The 20,078-nt window shown below is 61.3% G+C and carries 20 protein-coding genes; 4 read left to right on the forward strand and 16 right to left on the reverse strand.

Annotated elements, in window-relative coordinates:
* The first annotated feature begins 54 nt into the window (after nt 1-54).
* From RKE25_RS22885 to RKE25_RS22900, 4 genes are all read left to right on the forward strand, one after another.
* Nucleotides 55-774, forward strand: coding sequence for a hypothetical protein (locus RKE25_RS22885; protein WP_311842519.1), 720 nt, complete (start codon nt 55-57; stop codon nt 772-774).
* Nucleotides 775-895: 121 nt separating this feature from the next.
* Nucleotides 896-1,102 (forward strand): hypothetical protein, encoded by a 207-nt coding sequence (locus tag RKE25_RS22890; RefSeq protein ID WP_311842520.1) that lies wholly within the window; start codon nt 896-898, stop codon nt 1,100-1,102.
* A gap of 1 nt (nt 1,103) precedes the next feature.
* The gene (locus tag RKE25_RS22895; protein WP_311842521.1) at nt 1,104-1,550 is read left to right on the forward strand and encodes a protein-disulfide reductase DsbD N-terminal domain-containing protein; all 447 of its coding nucleotides are present in this window, start codon (nt 1,104-1,106) and stop codon (nt 1,548-1,550) included.
* 11 nt (nt 1,551-1,561) lie between these two features.
* A complete protein-coding gene (locus tag RKE25_RS22900; protein ID WP_311842522.1) occupies nt 1,562-2,206 on the forward strand; it encodes a hypothetical protein in 645 nt (214 codons plus the stop codon).
* A 585-nt stretch (nt 2,207-2,791) separates the two neighbouring features.
* On the opposite strand, the gene RKE25_RS22905 is transcribed toward RKE25_RS22900, so the two are convergent.
* The 16 genes from RKE25_RS22905 to RKE25_RS22980 form a co-directional block, all read right to left on the reverse strand.
* On the reverse strand, nt 2,792-3,604 hold the full coding sequence (locus RKE25_RS22905; RefSeq protein WP_311842523.1) for a hypothetical protein: 813 nt from the start codon (nt 3,602-3,604) through the stop codon (nt 2,792-2,794).
* A 2-nt stretch (nt 3,605-3,606) separates the two neighbouring features.
* Nucleotides 3,607-5,010: a conjugal transfer protein TraN gene (gene traN, locus RKE25_RS22910; protein ID WP_311842524.1), complete on the reverse strand. Its 1,404-nt coding sequence runs from the start codon at nt 5,008-5,010 to the stop codon at nt 3,607-3,609.
* Nucleotides 5,007-8,378, reverse strand: coding sequence for a hypothetical protein (locus RKE25_RS22915; RefSeq protein ID WP_311842525.1), 3,372 nt, complete (start codon nt 8,376-8,378; stop codon nt 5,007-5,009). Before RKE25_RS22915 ends, traN begins: the two co-directional genes overlap by 4 nt.
* Nucleotides 8,379-8,765: 387 nt before the next feature.
* Entirely contained in the window at nt 8,766-9,848 is a 1,083-nt protein-coding gene (locus RKE25_RS22920; protein WP_311842526.1) for a TraU family protein, read from the reverse strand.
* On the reverse strand, nt 9,841-10,056 hold the full coding sequence (locus RKE25_RS22925; RefSeq protein ID WP_311842527.1) for a carbon storage regulator: 216 nt from the start codon (nt 10,054-10,056) through the stop codon (nt 9,841-9,843). Before RKE25_RS22925 ends, RKE25_RS22920 begins: the two co-directional genes overlap by 8 nt.
* Nucleotide 10,057: 1 nt before the next feature.
* Entirely contained in the window at nt 10,058-11,332 is a 1,275-nt protein-coding gene (locus tag RKE25_RS22930) for a TrbC family F-type conjugative pilus assembly protein (protein WP_311842528.1), read from the reverse strand.
* Complete coding sequence (locus RKE25_RS22935; protein ID WP_311842529.1) at nt 11,326-11,862, reverse strand: S26 family signal peptidase; 537 nt, start codon at nt 11,860-11,862, stop codon at nt 11,326-11,328. Before RKE25_RS22935 ends, RKE25_RS22930 begins: the two co-directional genes overlap by 7 nt.
* Nucleotides 11,859-12,260, reverse strand: a complete 402-nt coding sequence (locus RKE25_RS22940; RefSeq protein ID WP_311842530.1) for a hypothetical protein — start codon at nt 12,258-12,260, stop codon at nt 11,859-11,861. The genes RKE25_RS22935 and RKE25_RS22940 overlap by 4 nt, the downstream gene beginning before the upstream one ends.
* A complete protein-coding gene (traC, locus tag RKE25_RS22945; RefSeq protein WP_311842531.1) occupies nt 12,257-14,683 on the reverse strand; it encodes a type IV secretion system protein TraC in 2,427 nt (808 codons plus the stop codon). Before traC ends, RKE25_RS22940 begins: the two co-directional genes overlap by 4 nt.
* 101 nt (nt 14,684-14,784) lie before the next feature.
* Nucleotides 14,785-15,132, reverse strand: a complete 348-nt coding sequence (gene traA / locus RKE25_RS22950) for a TraA family conjugative transfer protein (protein ID WP_311842532.1) — start codon at nt 15,130-15,132, stop codon at nt 14,785-14,787.
* Between the two features lie 9 nt (nt 15,133-15,141).
* The gene (locus tag RKE25_RS22955) at nt 15,142-15,861 is read right to left on the reverse strand and encodes a TraV family lipoprotein (RefSeq protein ID WP_311842533.1); all 720 of its coding nucleotides are present in this window, start codon (nt 15,859-15,861) and stop codon (nt 15,142-15,144) included.
* 88 nt (nt 15,862-15,949) lie between these two features.
* Nucleotides 15,950-17,245, reverse strand: a complete 1,296-nt coding sequence (locus RKE25_RS22960) for a TraB/VirB10 family protein (RefSeq protein WP_311842534.1) — start codon at nt 17,243-17,245, stop codon at nt 15,950-15,952.
* A gap of 1 nt (nt 17,246) precedes the next feature.
* Nucleotides 17,247-18,254: a type-F conjugative transfer system secretin TraK gene (locus tag RKE25_RS22965; protein WP_311842535.1), complete on the reverse strand. Its 1,008-nt coding sequence runs from the start codon at nt 18,252-18,254 to the stop codon at nt 17,247-17,249.
* A 12-nt stretch (nt 18,255-18,266) separates the two neighbouring features.
* Nucleotides 18,267-18,899, reverse strand: coding sequence for a TraE/TraK family type IV conjugative transfer system protein (locus RKE25_RS22970; RefSeq protein ID WP_311842536.1), 633 nt, complete (start codon nt 18,897-18,899; stop codon nt 18,267-18,269).
* A complete protein-coding gene (traL, locus tag RKE25_RS22975) occupies nt 18,896-19,186 on the reverse strand; it encodes a type IV conjugative transfer system protein TraL (protein WP_311842537.1) in 291 nt (96 codons plus the stop codon). The genes RKE25_RS22970 and traL overlap by 4 nt, the downstream gene beginning before the upstream one ends.
* Before the next feature lie 272 nt (nt 19,187-19,458).
* Nucleotides 19,459-19,938, reverse strand: a complete 480-nt coding sequence (locus RKE25_RS22980; protein WP_311842538.1) for a hypothetical protein — start codon at nt 19,936-19,938, stop codon at nt 19,459-19,461.
* Nucleotides 19,939-20,078 lie beyond the last annotated feature (140 nt).

The following is a 20,078-nucleotide window of genomic DNA, read 5'->3' on the forward strand; positions in this document are numbered from 1 at the left end:
CCAACTGGCCCTGCTGAGATCTCGATTCCCTACCCGCCTCAGGACCATGCACCCATGGCACTCACTCAGATGCAGCAACTACAAAGTCTCGGCGAAGCGCTCGCGTGGCTGGAACGGGAACTCAACTGGGGTGTCGAGGCCAAAGCTCTTCCGCACCTCTGCGGGCGCATCGGTGAGTTGTATGCCTGCGTGCTCACCAACGGCCAGATGGCACTGCAGGCGAACCAGCGCGGCTACGACGTCGTGAGCGCCGCCGGCGAACGGGTGAGCGTAAAGACCACCACGCGCAGCCTTCCCTGTCAGATTCCGTTCAACGCCAACACGCTGTCCGAGGTGGACCGAGTCGTGGTGGTGCGCATCAATACGGAAGATATGCAGGTTGAGCAGGTCTACGACGAGCTATCTTCGGTCGCGCGGACGGCTATGGCCGGTCGCGAAGGCGGCAAGCTCATGCTGACAGTGCGCGGCTTAGCCTCGCCTCCGGGCGAGGCTAAGCCATTGGCCGTTGCGCGCGAGGCTTTCCACAACGGCTCTAAAGTCGTTGAGCTAGAGAACGGCACGATCCAGGTCTGGTCCTCAGGACAGCTTGTCGAGCCGACGAAACCCGCGTTGCGCGAGATGGCGAAAGGCCTAGGGATAACCCTCACAAACGGCAGCGGCAACGAATACAACACCCGCACGTTAGGTAGCCACGTCCTCGATGCGCTCTATGAGCGCGGTGATCATGTGCTTCCAATGGCTGCCCCCGGCCCGTCGACTTCCTTCATCGGCTGAGTGGTTCGCGCTCATGGGGCCGCCGCAGCCGGAAAACCCCCGACGCTGATCGCGTCGTTTCCGAGCGCTGTGGATCCTGACCTTGCCTATCGTCTCCTGACCATTCAAGGAGACAATTCCCATGAGCAATCCGAAGATCGACAACATCCTCGCTGATCCGGGGGCCTCGAACTGGCTGAAGGACGCTCTACGCTCGGCACTGACGCGCGACCCTGTGGACGCTGCGAACGACGCCTCTACCTTGAAGAACGTCCTCGAGGACCGATGCGACGAGGTAGTCGATGCGGCATGGGACGAACATTGCTCCAGGTTGGCAGGGGTTGCTTGAGATGGGTCATTTCCTCATTGCCGCACTCGCGGCAGCGGCTCTCGCCCCCCTTACGTCGCACGCCGGCGACCTTCTCGATGCCCCCGAGGCATTTAGAGTGGCCCACTCCGCCCGGGTCGGGCAGACCCTCTACGTGACATGGGACGTTGAGCCGGGCTACGCCGTGTACCGCGAGCGCATCCACGTGCGTGATGGAGGCACCGGTCGTGTGCGCGGTGCTGCCCAACTCCCAGCTGGCCAGCTTGTCGACGATGGCCTCGGCAATCAATCGGAGGAGTACCTGGATACCTTCACGATGGCCATCCCTCTGACAGAAGGTGCCGCCGGCGACATCTCGGTGACCGTGCAGGGCTGCCACCAGGAAGAGCCACAGGTCTGCTTCCAACCCATGACCATCAAACTGTCCGTGGATGACATCGGTTTGACGTCGCCGCGCAGCGCAGGCTAAATGCCGAGCGTTTGGACCAGCGGCTCACCTCAGCGGCGATCCACCACACCAAGGAGAAGTTGATGGCAGGGATAAGCAAGAAATTCGGGCAGGGCCTGGCGGGTCTCGCCATTGGACTCGTGGTTCTTGGCGCGTTTGTTGGCAAGGACGACAACCACCGTGGCAGCGAGGATGCGCCGATGCCCAAGGTTGCTCCCTCGCCCTACGCAAAGCTTGAGAAACTGCACAAGGTGATCTCAGTGCGCCCACTGGACTCGGCCACGAAACAGGTGACCATCGCCATTCGGCAGGACTCGATCTTCTCCGGCGGCAACCAGGCTAAGGACGTGCTCGAGCACGCACGCAAGGATCTCGCCGACGTCCCGTACGACACGATCGCGGTGCAGATGGTTGAGCAGCTCGTCGACAAGTACGGTCGCGAGTTTGAAAAGCCGATTCTTCAACTTACGTACGCGCGCGCAGATGTCGAGGCGATCAACTACGACCGCGTCATCGGTTGGAACGTCCTGAACGTCGCTAAGGTGACGTCACTTGATCCAATCTCGGGGCACATTGTCGACCAGGAGTGCTTCGGGGATGACGGGATGGCCCGCGACAACCTTAAGTACGCACGCGAGTTCTGCTTGAAAGCCCGTCTGGCCCCGCCGGACGCCTGAGACGCCGCGACGGCGCGCCCGATTGCGGCCATAGGCTCGATGCGCGCCACCAAGCTCATCCACAACTTCGGCTTCAGGGGGCCCGCGAGTCCTTCGATTCGGGGCGAGACGCCTGGGTCGCCGCAGCGCGCTTCTTGGCCCCACGCCATAGCAATCCAGCAACAACCCCTCCCCTGCCGACCAAGCGAGACGCCTCGTCATCCGCTTCGAACGCGCGTCGAGCCCGCCCAAGCCACGCCACCCACACAGCCAGACCGACGCCGGCGCTGCAGGCCAGAAGCTCAGCGCCGCGGATCGTGCCGAGCATCAGGAACGCGCCCAGGCAGAGTAACGCTCCGGCGGATGCGACAAGGTGACCACGCACCACCCTGCCCCACGCGATCGCCAGCAGAGACCTTCGTGCGTACGAGGGAGCACCCAGGAGCGCCCTCCTGACCATCAGTCGGCCAAACGCGACGGTGACATCGCCAAAGAGCGCCGAAACGATCCACGGTGCCACGACAACCCGCGGCGATACCCACGGGCCCCAGCGAGTGGGCCGCCGCGCGCGCAAATCGTCGAAGTCACTCTGCCAAAGCTCTAGGCTCATAGCGTCGCGGCAGTAGCCCCGTTGTCGACCGCGAGTGTCGGCCCGGCGCGCCAGAGGTCGCGACTCGACTCAATATTGCTCTTGTTGAGTCGCAGCGCTGCCTTGTCCTCGTACTGGATAATCGGCTGCCCACCGCACACGTGACCCTGGCCAAACCAGATCACGCCATTGCGAATCCAGGTCAGCCCATGCGGGCCCGCGACGAAGGCGTCGCGATCGACCGTCCAGCGCGCTTCGCCGTTCTCCAGCACCACCGTGGACCGATACTTGTAACGAGCCCCCGATCGCTCCTTCCACGCAGCGTCGAGAAGCCTCTCCAGCGCCTCGACGTGGGTGAGCTGGTACACCATCTTGATCCGCTCGGATACGCCGGCGTCGGTCAGCAGCCTCCCGTTGAGCTTGTTGATTGCCGCGTCCTCATCGGACTGCGCCCCACTCGTCTCGCTGAAGCGGTCGAACAAGTCACGCATAAGATGGATGCCATACAGCGCGCAGGCCTCGAGCATCGCGAGGTAGTCGGGCTGGAACCAGGCTTCGTTCACTTCCTCGGTGGCCGCCGGCACGTCAAACGGGTCCACCACCGCCGTTAGGCAGCGCAACAGGAACGCTCTGCGGTCGGTGTCGGTGGGCGCGCCCTTGGCCTGGCCACTCTCTTTGAACGCCTGGCGGATAGCTGTGAGCAGCCCCTGATGGAGCAGATCCGGGTGACTCAGGAGCCATTGGCGGATCGTTCGCCCGGAGCTGACGGGAAGGCAGTCGGTGATGTTCTCCACGAACATCGGCAAAGCGGCGGTGGTCAGTACAGCCATGATCAGTTCTCCGACGGACGCAGGTCGACGTCCACATTGGTGTAGGGCGTGACCGTAGCGCCGCCCGTGGGCTGGCTGAGCACGATCTTGAAGGTTCGCTTGTCGCTTCCGCTGAAGGCCGATGTCGGGACGGAGACAGTCTTCTCACCCACATCGCCTTGGCTCCAGTAGATGGTCTGACTCACACCGCTGAAATCTCGGCCATCGGTGGCAGTCCCGGATTGCGTGTTGAACACGACCGACACCATGCCGGTACCGCCGTTGCGGCTCATCGAAATCACCGCCGGCTTGCCGCTGTCGAAGCTGTAATAGCCGGTAGTGAACGTAATCTGCCCCGGACCAGTCGGCGTATCGGTGGCCTGAGTTGGCAGTGTCTTGGAAAGGTCGTCGTTGATTGATGCCGTTGAGCCCTGATAGTCCATCGACTCAAGGTGCTGATCAGTGCGCTGACTCACGGGGATGCGGCTCGGATCGCCATACGTACTACCGGCACCGGTATAGAGCGACTCCGCAGCGTTGGGATCCATCACGTCGTCCGGAAGGAACCCTCCCATTTGCATTCGCCCGATCATCTCGTTGGTGTCAATCTGGTCCAGCGCGCCGCCCGACAGCTGTGCAACCGATAGCCCGGCACAGTTAGGGTGCTTGGCGTCACCCATGTCACCAATACCGCGAGACATCATGTCTTCGCGCATGATGCGAGTGATCGGTGAGTTGAAGCAGCAGTACAGCTCCTTCTTCACCAGGCATACGCCGAGGACCTTGCTCTGGCACTTGGAGCCAAGGTAGTGGCACGTCCCCACCTGCTTCTGGACCGCGACCTCGAAATCTGAGTCGTCACAGTACCAGCCAAGCTTTGGCTTGACGTTTGTATTCTGGCCATCCATGAACGCGTCGTTCGCCTGACCAATACTCCCAAAGCCCGTGTCCGTCGGCGTCGCGCCACCACCGGTTAGGTTTTCAAAGGAAGAGGTAAACGTGGAGTTGAGATCCCAGTGATCTGCACCCCCCTGCATCTGATTCCACGCCCCTTGGACGTGGTCAATGAGCTTGCTTGCGTCAAATGCAGTCGACTGCTTCTGCGTCTTCCGATACTGGTCCCACCAATCCTTCTGGGGGTCCGGCACGGTTTTCTTGCAGCACTTTAGAAGGCCGCCCAGCATGTTCTTGCAGTCAAGGCGCTTGCCCGCGAAAAAGCTAATGCGATTGAGGTCGAACCCGTCGAGGGATTTGACGCCACCCATGCCTTCCGGCAGCGGAGTATCAGCTGGAATGCCCCACTGCGTGGCCTCGGTCGGCGACCAACCAGGCTGCACCGTAGTCCCGCCGGAAGACTGAGCGAACGCGGTACCAACCGCCGCGGTTACCGTCGCCAACGCGGCAAGCCGAAGAATCAACGATTTCAATTTCCACCTCCTGTGGGGTTTGCCCAAGCTGGCACGACGGACATCGACTGCGGAGCAGGGTTCGGGGAAGGCGACGTGGAACCAGTAGGCGCGGCGCCATCGATGGTCCAGTCGTTCAATACGTGCTGGGTTTCAACCTGCTTGGCCAAAGACTGGTTGCGCGAATAGGACGCTTCGTCCTTCTTGTCTTGGGACGTGCAAGACCCATCGAGGCACGCGTTGTTCGCGCTGCACTGGGTCGTCTCGGTCACCGTGTGATCCGTGATCGGGACACCCTTCTTGCAGGCATACTGATAGGTCTCGATGTAGCACCACCCGTTGTCGCCCATGCCGCCCTCGGCGCAGTCCTTCGACTTGAGCGTGCATGTCGGGTCACTCTCGAGGTCGGCGCAGGAGTTTGGCTGCCCGTCGGATGGTTCCTGGGGCATGCAATGGCGAGTGCCGTCATCGTCGTCCCAGCAAACGTCACCCGTGCTGTTGTAGATGCCTGAACAGTCGTAGTGGAGCGTGGCCACCATGCAGGTGCCGCCGTCACCGTCAAACAGCGGTGGCTGCTGCTGCACAATCTCGGCCGGGATTGTCAGGCCATTGACGACAACGGGAGCGCGCTGGTCACAGGTCCAGTTCACCTTGCAGAACTGGTCACTATGCAGAGAGCAATCACCAGAGTCCTCGACGGAGAATCCGTACTGGGGATCACCATCCTGGTTCCACTGGAGGTGGACCGTGGGCTGCCCTGGCGGCTCACTCGCCCAGGTCTGGCGCGTCGTCTGGAAGATCGCGATCCACCCGTTGTCGAACGTGGGTGCTTGGATCTGGGTCACCGTAACGCCGGCGATCGGCACGCTTACAGTCCACGAGTAGTCGAAGATCTGCTTCACGCCGCCTTTGATCTGGTCCGCGATCGACACGGAAGTCTGGACGCCGCCCGTGCCCGAGCACTCCTGATTATAGGTTGCCACTAAGCAGCCATAACCCTCACCCGGGTAGAGCTGGCCACGACCGCCATTGTAGAGGTCGCTGTACTCCAGATGGATGCCGTCGACGTCGCCAGGCGACTTCTGAGTGCAGTGCCAAACCATCTTGCAACTGGGGCTCTCCGGAGATGCATTGCAGTCACCCGTGTCCTGCGTACCGACCGCAATCTTCTCTGGGCCAAGCACGTCCCACGTCATGTGGATATGAGGCTTCGCCGGGGTCGGCGAGCTATTGCCCGTGTACCTCCGTATAACCTGGAAAGACGCGGTCCAGCCGTTCGCGAGCGTAGGCGCCGCGGTGAGCGCCACCGAAAGGTTCGTATCCGGGTTCGTTACGTACCAGTTGAAGGCGGAGATATCCGTTGCACCTGGTGGCAGTAGGTCGCCGATACCAATGCTGGTGATGGCGCTCGATGACCCGTTGCACACCCTGTTGAGTTCGCCCACCACGCACGTGTTCGGGGCCCCCGGAAAGAGTGGCGCTTTCGATTGCGCCAGCGCTGCGGATACAGCCAAACCGTTGAGGGTCGTCGGCGCCTGCTGAGTACATGACCATTGAGTTGGGCACGCGGTGCTACCCGGGTCGTTGCAGTTGCCCTGATCGCCTACGCCTACATCGGTCGTTGACGTGACGACGTTCCAAGTCATCACGATGTGCGGTTGCTGAGGTACGTAGGAAAAGTCAGAACGGCTCACAGAGAAGCCCGCCACCCACCCATTCGCCTGCGTCGGCGTCTGCGTCAGGGTGACGCTCACACCGTTCTGCGGGTTAGAGACCCACCAGCTGAAGTTCGTCACGCGAATGCCGCTGACCTCGCCGGCAACGGCAATTGGCAGCACGAACTCGCTGATCGTCTCGATCGCGCTCTGCTTCTTCGGCGCGATGCTGCCATACGTTGCACCCGCCGGGACCTTGTCACCGATGGGGATTGCTGCACCGTTGGTGGCGGTCCCACCGCACGACCGATTCAGCGACGCCACGACGCACGTGTCCGGGGCACCGGGGAACAGGTACGCCTTCTGCTGCGCGATATTGGGCTGCACAGTCTGGCCGTTGACGTTGTACGGGGCAGTGGCATCACAGCTCCAACGCGTCGGGCACTGCGCTGAGCCAGGGTCGCCGCACCAACCATCTTCCTGGAGACCCGCTGCCTGGGTGTTAACGACGTTGTTCCAGTAGGCGATGATCTGGGACGTGCCGGTAAACTTACGCTGTGAGTAGCAGTATTCAATCGTGCTGCCGCCGACGTAACTTCCCGAGACAGTCGTGAAGGAACCGTTGCCACCGACCGTAAGCCCACTCACGGAGGCCCCGGCGGGGACACTGATCGTTGCCGAATAGCACTCGTAATCCGTTGCAGTTTTTGAGCCGCCAGTGGATTTGATCACCTGGCTCGTCGGGGTGCTCGAAGACCCACCCGTCACATAGACGGTGCGCCTGCACGACACGCTACCCATTTCAGTGCTTATCGGCAGGTCGCCCTGGGCCGACCCCTGCGTTGTCTGGCTCGAGCTCGAGGCAGACATAACGCGCTTGCAAGATAGTCCACCCGTCTCGGTGGTGATGGTCAGGTCGCCGTCGCGGGTCTGGTGCAGGGTTTCCCGATACTTGTAAGCGGTCGTCTTTCGTTGGCAAACCTGCATGGTCGCGCCCTGCTCCACAAGCAGCTGCGCATCCTTCTGTCCCGGCACACGGGGAATGGTCACGGTGCCATGACGCGTACGAGTACACACCACGCCTTGTTGGGTCGGAGTCAGGACCTTGTCGCAGGTCTTGTAGTCGATGATGTACCCCTCCTCCGTCGTCGGAGTGACGACGGTGGTGTCTTTGCAGTCACCGAACACATTGCTAAGCGCGTTGCCGTTCGTTGCGCTGTCGAAGGCAGTGGCGGATCCACTAAGCGCGGGGTCGTTCTCAAGATCGCTCTGACTGAACGTTTTGTTCGACGCGGACTTCGAAACTACGTTACTGGCCTGCCCCATTGCGCCGGTGTCTGTATCGACCTTCGCAGACTCCGAGTCGTAGACGGCCTTAAGTCCGTTCAAGTCTTTGCCGTTATTCGCGTTCTTCAGCTTGTCTAGATACGACTTATCCGTCGTGCTCGGCGCCAAACGGTTCATGTCGACTGTCTCGCCGTTGAGGCTGACGGTCCCGGTTCCCGCCTCGCCCCCGTCGGCGTACCCCACGTTCGGCTTATTCGCGAGCAACGCGTCACCGTCAGATGTGGCTGTGTTGGTCGTACTCGCTGTCTGCGTGCTTGAAAGCGCAGTTTGCTGCGTGGAGACGGCCTGGCCGGTATCCGCCGGCACAGTCTGAGCTGAGATCCCGAAGCACGTGACCCCAAGGGCAATCGCGAGGGCAATGGCGTTACTGCGTCCTTTACGGAACATCGAGATTCCTTTCCTCAAAGCTTGAACCGGTAACGCACGCGGAAGACAAGGCCCTTGCGAAACTGGCCGCTGCCCCTGAACCAAAGCGGTCACTTCGGCGCCCCGCCCTGGCGGGCCGGAGCTACAACTTGACCACCGAAGACTCTAGCCACCGCCACACTTGGCCAGGAGCCGAAACACTGCCTTTTAACCGTCGCGTTTCCCACGCGACAACAAGAGGAGCGAGGGCGGGCCGTCGTACGACGCGGCCCGCGTGCGGCACTCGGTAAAACACGCGCCTGGCACAGACGGCAGGGAGATCTGCCGCGCGTAGCGCAGCACACGGATAGAGAAACGCCAGCGCTAGGCAGCGCTGGCGTTTGGACGTCTAGCCGTCTATTTCAATTGTTAATAAAACGTAACACAGCAGTCGACCCAGTTCCACTGCAAGATGATGTAGTCTTCGCCTTTCATTGGGATATTGCGCCACTCACCCCACTCGAAGGGGCTCGCGCCGAGCCAATGGTTGCCGCTCTTCTCAGGTAGCGGATAGAAAGTCTGCAGACGGTACTGCTGCTTCGGGATCATCGGAGAAATCGAGCTTCGACACACCGAGTCGTCACCGTACGTTTTCTTGGCTAGTGTCCTTCGATGTAGCGCGGCAAGTGCACGGAACGTGAGGAGCGACGTGTTTCGCGGCGGACTGTCTGCGTTGTTCACGTTGCCAGTGAATGGGTATGCATGACCCCACGTGCCAGCACACCAGTACATCAACTGGATGGGCTTATCGACCGTCGCCGCCACCGCGTCCGCAGCGCAGCTGGCAATGACCAGCGGGTTTGAGAATAGCTTCGCCTCCGGCTGCGTGTAGAACGCTAGCTCATCGTTGTTCCAGGTCGGATCAATCTCGGAGAAGTACAGGAGATCCATGTCATATCCGCCCTTGGTCGAACAAACGGACCCGATCAAGGAATCCAACAGCACGTTCACGGGGTACGCCCACCAGTGCCAGTTGTAGTAGGCACCCATGGACTGCGGGTTTTCCATGCTCTCTGGCTTGTAACCGCCCCAGCGCGCGAGACCCGAGACACCCAGCTTCGTCTTCGAGCTAATCAGCGGCTTACCAAAGACAGGACTGCACCATGGCTGCCGCACCATCTCGAACATGTTACGGGGCTCCCAAAGGCCGAGCGTGATGCCCGGCGATGGAATGCCGAAGGTTCGGCCTGGGCAAATGCAGAACGGAGAAGCCGCATCGTCCGGCACCGGGCCGCCGCCAATAGGAATGCCCATGATCCGAATGGGAAAGAAGCACTTCCAGCATAGATTGGTGATCATCGCTCCGCTGAAGAACTTCGCGTCCGGACAGGTTGCGCCGGACACACCCACGTCAGAGGCTACGTCGGCAAGGGCCAACGCATTGAAGCCGAACGCAAGGGTGAAGCCGAGGATGAGTTTGGCGCCAAAGGCGCGCAAGCGCGCCTTAATCATGGCCACCCCCGGCCGCGCGCTTGAATCCCGCTTTCAGGAGTTGGTCGCGGATGATGGAGATGTGGGTTGGCGCCTCAAACGCCACGCGTACCTCTCCCTTCTCCACGTGCTCGATTTGAAGGTGCATGCTTTCGGGCTCACCCTCGCCGTGTGGAATGTCCACCGTGACACCCTGTCCACGGCGCAGCGTCAGTACCAGGCGGCTCATGTCACTTCACTCCCTGGTGCACCGGCACCTCAGTCACAACAAAGACTTTCTTCGTGGCTTCAACTGTCGTTGGCACCATCTCCACGTGGAACGTGTCGCGGACCTGGGCATTCAACATGTAGACCGGATGCTCCAGCTCGTTCTCCATCCCCACGTAGCCGTCAAAGCCTTCGTCACGGTTCATAGTCGTGGTGATCAAGGTCACGCGCGTTCCCGCCGCGGCTTTGAGGAACTTTCGCGCGTACTCCAGCTGGGCCTTGTCCGTTGCGTCGAAGATCAACAGCTTCTGGTGGAAGCCCATTGACTCGAGGGGATTGAAGGTGTCCCCTGCCCTGGCCACAACCGTACCGTTCGGAGCAATGATGTCCTTCGGCACCACAACCGTTGGGTCGATTTCGCGCACCCGGGCCTGGCTCACGCGCGGCAACTCAGTGAAGGGCGCCTTCTTCCAGTAATCGGCCGCAGCCTTCTGCTTCCATGCATCCCAGTCGAAATTCTTGACCTTCTCCTGCATGGCGGCCAACAGGTCGATCTCGGACACGGGATAAGTTTGGCCGCGAGACCCCAGGTCACCTTTGGCGCCGTTCGCCACTTCGGACCCCAGCCACGCGGTATCGAATAGGCCGCGAACAGACGCAATGGTCTTCCCAGCGGCGTCCACGCGCTCCACGGTGGGTACCACCGTAATGTCGTGTTCACTGAAAGCCGTCGGGTCCACGAAGATGTTGGGGAGCGGCTCGGCCTTCTGCACACGCTCCTTCACCATATTGCCGAGCCAAACCTGGAGCTGATTGACCGTCTGACCTTTGTTCGGCCCACGGAAGATCAGCATTGTGTCCTCGCGACCTACCGCATCCGTCATGGCTTCCCGCACCGCGGCTTCTCCCATCGACTGCGAGAGGTAGACGCGGTACTTCACGTTGGGCGCCTGCTTTGCAATCCCGGGCTTCTGTGCAACCGGAGACGGCAAGTTCAGCGTCTTCGCGGCTTTATCCAGTTCCTGCTGCAACGCAGTGGGGTGCTGGTCAACGATGGCCCTCAGCTGATCACCACGTGCCGCTTTCTCAGTCGCAATGGTGGCGTCAGCGCTCTCCTGCCAGCCACTGCCGGCGACGGCCTCGGGGTTCTCCAGCGCCGCTTGTGCGCGCTCGACCATGATCTTGTCGGCCACGGCGGACGACGACGGCTTCGCTGGTGCAGCGATCTGCTGTGCATAGGCGGTACCGATCACAGCAACGAGTCCGGCGACGAGGAACGAATTGGCTTTAGTTACCACAGGGGCACCGCCTTCCCGTCGATCTGGCCGATCTTCACCAGACCCCAGTAGCGCCCATCCCACGTGTTAGGCATGGTGCCAAGCATCAGGACCTTGCCTGCGGGCACAACGTAGTCAGCACGGACATCGTCCATGGTCATCCTTCCCTTCATCATCACTTCCTTGTTGAGCGGCCCCCAGCGGCGGCCGTTGATGAAAATGCCCTGTTCGTTCACGACAACGTGATCGCCAGCCACCGCGCCCGCGTACTTCGCGACGTGGATGCCGTTCGGCATCATCGGAATGCGGTACGCGCGGTACATGTAGATCCGTCCCCGCTCGACCACGTCCGGGACTTGCTGGCCGACAATGAAGTAGCGCCAAGGCAGACACGGCGTCGGCTGGGGATCCACCCCGAGGTGGACGAACGAACCCAGCGCCTTAAGAGCGATCAGCCATGCAATCGTGATCCCGCACACCAGGTTCAGGGTCTTGGTCTTACTCCAGCGCTCCTTGGGCGCCGGCGCGGAACGGAGGACCGCCAGGCTCACTTTTGTCCCCCGGTGCCCGCTGGACTCGCGGGCGCACCCTCTTCTTCGGTGCGCACTTCAATGCTTTGCGGGTAGGCGTACACATAGGACTGGTCAAGAACGACGTAACCCTGGCTCCGCAAGTCGCGCGCGACATCCTGCACGTGACCGATAGCTACCTTTAGTGCGGCGTCATCACCACCAAGCCGGGTAACCTCTGCTTGGATCGTGCCCTGTACGTCCATCACAACAACGCGTGGACGCTGGGCCAGCTCGTCGGACAGATGAAGCGCGCCGCTCCAGCGAAGCGCGACAAGAGCTACTACGACGGGCCATACCAGAACCACAAACCAAAACACGGAGCGTCCTGTGCCGGAAGACGGCGGCGCGCCACTGATCTTGTGCGTGCCCTCACTCATGCTGCGGTCCTCGCCCCGTACGAAATGCCGCGATCACGAAGGACCGCGTGAATTGCCGCGTCTTGCTCCAGACCGGCCTTGACGTAGTTCTCGATAGCGCCCTTGTCAGCCGCGTGCGACGAATACAAGAGCTTGTTGTACGGCGACTCAACCAGGCGTCCAACTCCAGTGCCGTACGGACCAACGATCAAGATCTCGGAAAACTCGCCCTGCACCGAATGCACCGTCTCGAGCAGCGCGAACTCGCCCTCCGAAAGGGTCAGGCGGCCCTTGCTCTTGGCCATCGAGATCGAGTCGCGCTCCTGCGCAAGGAGAAGCTTATGAGCGGAGTTTTCGATGATCGCCGCCGCACCCTCGTTCTGATAGAAGTCGTTCACCGACTGGGTACAGATGCCGGCCGCCGCACCGAACTTGCGCAGCTGGCGATACCAGCTAATGATGAACTCCTTGGTCTCGCCGGTGGCGATCAGATTGAACGCCTCGTCCACCAGCAGGCACTTCGGCATCTCCACTGGGAGCTTGTCCATCGACTGCTGGATCTGATACATCAGCTGCAGCAGCACCACGCGCTGCAGGTGCTGACGACCTGTCAGCTGCTGGAGTTCGAGCACAACCAGGCGGTTGTCCAGATTGACGTTGCTGGGACCGTTGAAGAACTTGCCGTACTGGCCCCTCGATGTGAACGGGAAGAGCTGCTTTCCCACGTCCTGCAGGCGACGGTCGTCCTCTGCGAGCAGAGCCTCTTCGATGTCGTCGATGATTAGCTTGTGCCCATGCTTCTCCCACTGCTGCGTAAGAACGCGCTGGACGCCCGGTGCCTGGAATTCATCGAAGCCTTCCTTCGGCGCGGCCATAATCTGAAGGATGCCGACCAGGATCTCGACCTCGTCGCCAAAGTCCTTAACGATCGAGAACGGGTTGATGCAGATGTCAGAGTCCGCTTCGAATTCGATGTACTGACCGCCGCGGTCCTTACACAGCTTCTTGTAGCTGAAGCCCTTATCGATCAGCCAGGCGCGACCGCCGATGCTGAGGAAGTTGGTCACGATCGCGTTCGCGAGGAAGCTCTTGCCCGAGCCCGACTTCGCGGCGATGACGAAGTTGTTGTTACTGTCTGTGTCGTACGGCGACCAGGGCATGAGCTGGCCATCGCGGCTGATGAACGTCAACAGCGGACGGCGAGACCCACGCCAGCTACCGATGATTGGCAGCATCGGAACGACATGGCGCGTTCCATAGGTCCGGTAGCGACCCGTGAACTCTCGCATGGCTGGCTCGGCCCCAAAGGGCATGAGCTGAGAAAAGAGAGGCTGGAGGGCGTACTTGTCCGGCACCGCCTGGAATCCGAGCGTGCGCATCATCGCCTGAACGTCGCCGGCGGCCTGAATCGACTGCTCGTTCGTGCGAGAGAAGACTGCCGCGCCGAAGTACGAATAGATGATCCGATCGCCGTTGTCCATGGCCTCGACCATCTGGCGAAGGCTCTCGGCGCGTCGGCCGTACTCCGGAACCAGGCGTGCGAGCGGGCCCTCTGCGTTCTTCTTCGCCCACTGGAAGTCGCGCTGCAGGAGCCCACGGCGGTTTTCGTGGTCCGGGTAAATAACATTCACCACATAGAGGACCGGGTCTCGCATGGCCTTCGTTCCCTTCATGATGTCGCCCATGTAGTACTGGGCCATGCCGGGGAAGAGCGAGTCGGGGTAGCGCTTGACGCTCAGGCAGCGCACGTGCGCGTAGTCACCGAGGCGGATCGCGTCCCTCTCGAAGTCAATGACGGTGTCGGGATCCAAGATCTGGTTACACAGGAGTTCGTCCGGCTCGCATTCGGCCACCGCGGTTCGGCGCCAGATGGCGTTCGGACTGTGGTTGAGGAGCGTCTCCATGAAGCGCACGTAGCGCGAGGCGGTCAGCCTCTCAAATGGCAGGCGGATCGCTTTCAGCGCCGCGTCAAAGTTCTGCATCAGCTCTTTGATTGCGGATTTCTCCTGCAACGTCGGCTCGTGTGTACCGTGGGGCACGGTAACCGTGATCACGACCTGGAGCTGACGGAGACGCGCTCCGGCTACTTCGCTCGCGGCGTTGAGCGTCAGGCCACGCAGGAAGTTGACGCGCTCTTCGGAAATCTTATTGAGGGCCGGGTCCCTCTCATTCCGGCGCAGCTCTTTGAAGTCCCAAACCACAGGCTCAATGTCCGGCGACGCGTAATGCAGGACCTGTAGGGTCGAGTTGGTCGGGTACGGCACGTTCAGCAGGACGTTCAACGCCTCAAGTGTGGCGGTATCGATGCCGTTGAGCGGTGGCATGATCGCGCCGAAGCCGATTCGATCGGGCGACACCACGAAGATCCCGTCATCCGAGTCATACGCGTGAACAACACCGAAGTTGCGAATCAGCGCCTCCTGGCGTTCGGCAGCGGTTGGCACAAGCCGTCTCCTATTTGAACGAATCGATTTTGGCGGTAGAGAGAAAGGGGGCCGACGTGATTGCCGGCCCCAGATAAACCCGGGCGTGAAATGCGAGCCCGTTACAGCGAGAAGGTGAAGATCGCGTCGATGATTGCCGGCGCATAAGCGAGGACGACGGCGAAGCCGATACCGATGGCGAGTGCCATCAGGGACTGCTTCACGATGCCGACGGCCATGCCGATACCGAATGCACCCATCGCGAGCACCTTGCCGAGCGTGCCCTCCAGCCAGCCCCGGACCATCTGGTAGATCGTGTCGAACTCGGCACCCTGATTCCCGGCGATTGCCATGCCGGACACAAGGGTGAGGAGAGCGACCAGGAGGCCGTAACGCTGGACCAGTTCATTCGCGCGCTGCAGCTTCTTGTTCTTCTGCATGCGCGCGGCCAGGTTCTTCAGATACTTCATGGGATTTCCTTACGGGTTGGCGCCACCTCCGTTTCCCGTGCGGGGAGTCGTCGGAGTGGCTTTTCCAACGCCTGCCGGTGCTTCCTGCGCCGCTTCCTTCCCGGGTGCATCAAGGAGACGGAACAGCCCGTCGTCGTCGCTCGACTTCTGAGCGACCGACCACTTGCGCGGTTCAATCTCCGTGAAAATAAATCCACTCATGTGCAAGTCACCCGCGTCGTCTTCCCACGGGCGAACGTAGATGCGCATGATCTTTGCCGGCTGCCTGAATGCGTCCGGCGAGCTGTCCGCTCCGAGCGCGGGGACACCGCGCTGCTTGCTTGCTGTCTGTCGACTGGAGATGGCTGCCGCAGTGTTGTACTGGCTCGCGTCGCTCACGACACGCGAGCCGGGCGGCGACAACGCGAGCGTTGATCCGTCGAGGTGCAGCTCCGCCGGCGCGCTGACCGACTGCGCGACAGGTCCAGCCGGCGTGACACTAGCGACCGCCGGAGCCGGAGCCGGCGACGCAACTTTTCCCGCGCTCTTGCCCTGCTTTGCGAGCTTGGCGGCCTCCGACGGATCCACACCGACGACCTCATCTGCGTTGTTGGTCGCGGTGTAGACGTCAGGGGCAGACATACACGTCACGCCCTGTGGGCGCGGGCAAGCGAACTTTGAGCTGCCAGTCGCGCAGGCGCTAAGCGCCAACGCGAGCAGACCAGCGGAAATAATTCGAAGTTGATACATGAGTCTCTCCTTGACCTCGTCATGCTCGACGAGAGGGCGCGTATTCGGGGCTGGAAACGAACGGGTTGTCGGGCCCTGTTTCGTCAGATCACTTGAGGACGCCCATGGAGACACCCTTCACCAGCATGAAAGTCACGCGCTGGCCCGCATCGATCTCGACGACAGGAAACATCTGGTCGGCGAGGTCGAGGTAGTACTTGGCAATACGATCGAACGCGGACCCAACGCCCTGCCCTGCGCCCTGCTCGAATGCCGTGCCGTAATCGGTGTTGTCGGAGGCGAAGTTCATGCGGTAGTTGCTGCCGCTGAAGGCTTGTGCAAAGCCCTGTGCGATGCCGGCGACGCCCGCCTTCGCGATCATCTGGCCCTGCTTGGTCACGAGTCGGCCGCGCATACCGACCTTGCCGTCTGGGCCAATCACCACGGCCTCGGCCGCGATATCGATCACGCGCTTGTCCTTGCGGATGCACGAAATGCTGACGGATCGGATGTACGCACGCTCGGATGCGAGATCACCATGACCGGAGGCGACGATGAAGCACTCCCGGACGTCCGCGTGATAGCGGTTGGGGAGAATCGCTTCTTTCTTCACTCGGATCAGCATCGGCACCGGGTCTTTCATAGCCCCCTTGCCCGTCGGGGCGTCCATGCCGGTGATGTTCACGCCCTGAAGCATCGATCCCGAAGGCAAGTACTGCGTAGGCACCTTCTCATCAGTTTTCGTGGTCGTGGCCGGTATAGCCGTTCCGGGCTTATTGGGTACGCCGGCCGCCGCCGGCGCAGCGTTGGCTGCGGTTGCGTGCGCGGTCGACGGGCCACCACGTCCGATCTCACGTAGGGTGACAACGCCCGAACCGGCGACACCAGATGCCGCGGCGGTGCCTGCCATCGGAGCCATCGCCGCACCGGCCTGGCCGGCACGCTGACCGTTGGGCGCCTGCTGACCGCCCTGTGCAGTCTGAGAACCGCCCTCTTCGAGCTTCTTCTGGAGCTCTTCCACCTGCTTGCGTAGATCGCCCAGCTCGGACTGCGTCTTCTGGGCTGCACTGCGCTCTTGTCCGTCATTGCCCTGGCGGTTGCGAGCGTCGTTCTGCAGCCTTAACTGGTTCACGGTCTGACCAAGTTGCTTTTGGTCACGCTGCGCGTCCTTCACGCTCGTGGCCAGGCTGCTCATGCCGAGATCGCGGGCTGCGTTCGAAGGCATAAGCTCATTCGCCATCTTGATCTGCTGCGGCCCCTTGTGAGTGGCTTGCTTCGGCGGGGTAACGAAAATGTAGTAGCCGAGAACGAAAAGGACACTGAGCATCGCGCCCCATGTCAGATACTGCTTCTGCTTCGGGTTCAGCTTTTCCCAGCGTTCGGTGATTGCCTTTGGCATAGCCATATCAGTGTCCCTCGCTCACCAGGGACGGGCGTACTTCGTCGTTAGCTTCCTCGCCCGGCGCACGGATGGCGACATAAAGCTCGGTCGCCTGACCTGGCTGAAGATGCACGCTAGGCCACGCGGCTGCGGCAAGAACATCACTGCCTCGGCAACCCGTCTCAACCACATCGACGGGAACCGGCTGCATGTTGGTCACCCGCGCCACCACGAGCTGCATGTTGAACCCAGTCAGGAGCTGCTTCTGCTCGATGCGCAGTCCAGGCATTTCACATCGCGCGGCCGCTGCTGAGCGCGCATCCATGGGTCCCAGCGAGTAACCGGAAGGAACCTTGCCCAACGCGGCATTTCGAAAAAGCTCCTTGATCGTGTCCGTGAACGGCTGGTCCGTTTCCCAACCTCGCGCCGACTTTGCGTCGCCTTCGTGACGGGGCGCCTGCTCGACTGGCTCACGCGGCACGTAGTTCTCGAGGCGCATGGTCACGCTCACCGCCGGAATGTCTGCGGGGACGAGGGATACGGAGATTGCGTTGGTCTTATCGTTCTCGTCGTAGATGAACATGCTGATTGGCTCACTCCGAGCCGTCGTCACGTAGACAAGCGGGAAGTCCGGATCAACATCAATCTTGGCTTGGTCCTCGGTCGCAGCTGTCATCACCTTCGGCTTCTTGAAGGGAACGACAATGCGGTTGGTCTGCGATCGACCAATGGCGAAAATCGTGGTCACGCCCGCCTTCACCTTCATCTCGGGCGGCGGCGCCTTTACCGGTGCCTTCGCGACCTCTGCATTTCGCGGGGCCGGCGCCAACAGTCCAGCTGCAACGCGCCGTTCCTCCGGGGTAAGCCCGTCAGTGCCTTCGACACCACCGGCCATCGGCGCCTGCGGACCATTGCCCTGCGCCTGCGGCGGATGGGCCTGCTGAACCGGAAGGCCAGGCGTCGTTTCGGCATAGGCTGACAACCCATACGCCATCATGGCAATCGCGAGCACTCGCGCGCGCATCGTTCGCATCCTTGCTTCTCCTTAGGTTCCTGGCTGCTGGGCTTCGGCGGCCTTGCGCGCCGCTGCCGCCGCTTTCTTTTCGCGTTCGGTGGACGGGCGCCACGGCCCTTCGTAGACATCGATACCCGTCAGCACAACGCGGTAGTTGACGATCTTGATTCCGAACTCGAAGGTGCGTGTTGTCCGCTTCTCTGCTTCGCGAATGCCATGGATCGTGTACTCGCCGGTCACTACCACAGTGTCGGTGTCGGGTACGGCCCACACGTCGGTCGCGCTAAACTGGATGGAGACCTGCTCATCCTTGATCTGCTTAGCCTGCGCGGCAATCAGATCCCGAACCTTGCTGCTGATGTCCGGCGCGAGGAATGGGCCGAGCTTCTTGTCGAGGAAGTCCGCCGTGCGCGGCGTGACGTTTGCCAGCGTGTCGGCAAAGAAGCCGCCCCACGCGGTGCGCACCGCGTCGTTGGCGTCGTCCACCATCATGGCTCCCTTGTCGGTGAGCCCGGGGGGAACCATCACGACGACCGGATGGCGTGTGGCCAGCGCGAAGCCAAGAACGAGAATCACAGCGGCTTGGACCAACATCACGTGCCGCCCAAGCCGATTCTCAGCAAGGGTCCCCTTCCATGTCGAGAGGTAGTTCGTCAAATTCATGCCGGGAAGATCCTCCGCATGAAGGGATTGACGACCGACCGCACACTCGACTTGACGCTCGACATGCCATACCACCAAAACATGTGCTTGAGAAAGGCGTCTGCGCGAGATTCGCGATACCGATTGAAGTACCAGCTGACGGCGATGCCTACGCAAATCGAAACGAAGAGCATCTTGAGGAAGATGCCAAGGCCGACAATGATCAGGAACGGGATGGCCTGGTCGACGGTCCATAGCAGGAACCGCTGGGGTGCATCGACGTGGCGCGGGATCTGGACGCGCTGCATGTGTGGGGTCGCTCCGATGACGGGAGCTCACACAGTAGAGGCCAGTCGAAGCGTCCTATCTCCGAAACAGTGCCATTACCGGGGCCAGTTTCGTGTCGGCGTCGCCGCGCGCGATGCCGAAAAAAAAGGCCCCTAGAAAGGGGCCGTTGAGATTGAAGCGGGAGAGGAGGTCGTCCGTAGGGGTTGGTTTGTCGACCCCAATTGGAACGCCATGGCGCTCTGTTGGACAGGAAAAAAGAAGGAGCCCTGAGTGGGGCTCCTTGTGGGTCTTCTCAGGCGACTTCAGCAAAATGCTCGTCAGCCCAGACATCGACGTGCTCGTCATTGATCAAGTCGGGCGGGAGGCCCAAATCCACGATCTCGTACGGCACCTCTACCGCGGGTTCGACCAAGTCCTCGCGAGGCTTCAAGAGATTGCGCGCGCGGCGAATCTCCATCACGCGCTCTTCCGAGACGACCACGTTCGGGCCGCCGGCAGCGGACAGACGCTCGAAGAGCTGCTTGCTGGTCATGATCGGGGGTTCGATCGCAGCGGCCGCGAGGCTGCTGAGATCAGCGAGCTGAGGCTCACCCTTCACGCGACCATCCTTCGACTCCTTCACTACGACAGGGGTCTGGGGAAGCGGCTTGGACAGCGACTCGTCCAGCAGGCGCTGGCGATCATTGGGTTGGCTCTTCGGGGCCCTGTTCTGCTTGTTGCTAATCATGATCAGGGCGCAGCCGATGAGCAGAACGATAAGTTCCAAAGACATGGTGATTTCCTTCTCGCTGTGCGGACGAGTGCAAGACGAAAGAATCCAACCCGCGCACAACGGGAGGATGGGTCCCGTTGGGACAATAGGTTTAGCCAGTGACTGGCAAAGAAGGGATTGAAACGATCCGTACTGGATCA

Origin of the sequence: Dyella sp. BiH032 (genome assembly GCF_031954525.1) — a bacterium.
Taxonomy (GTDB): domain Bacteria; phylum Pseudomonadota; class Gammaproteobacteria; order Xanthomonadales; family Rhodanobacteraceae; genus Dyella_D.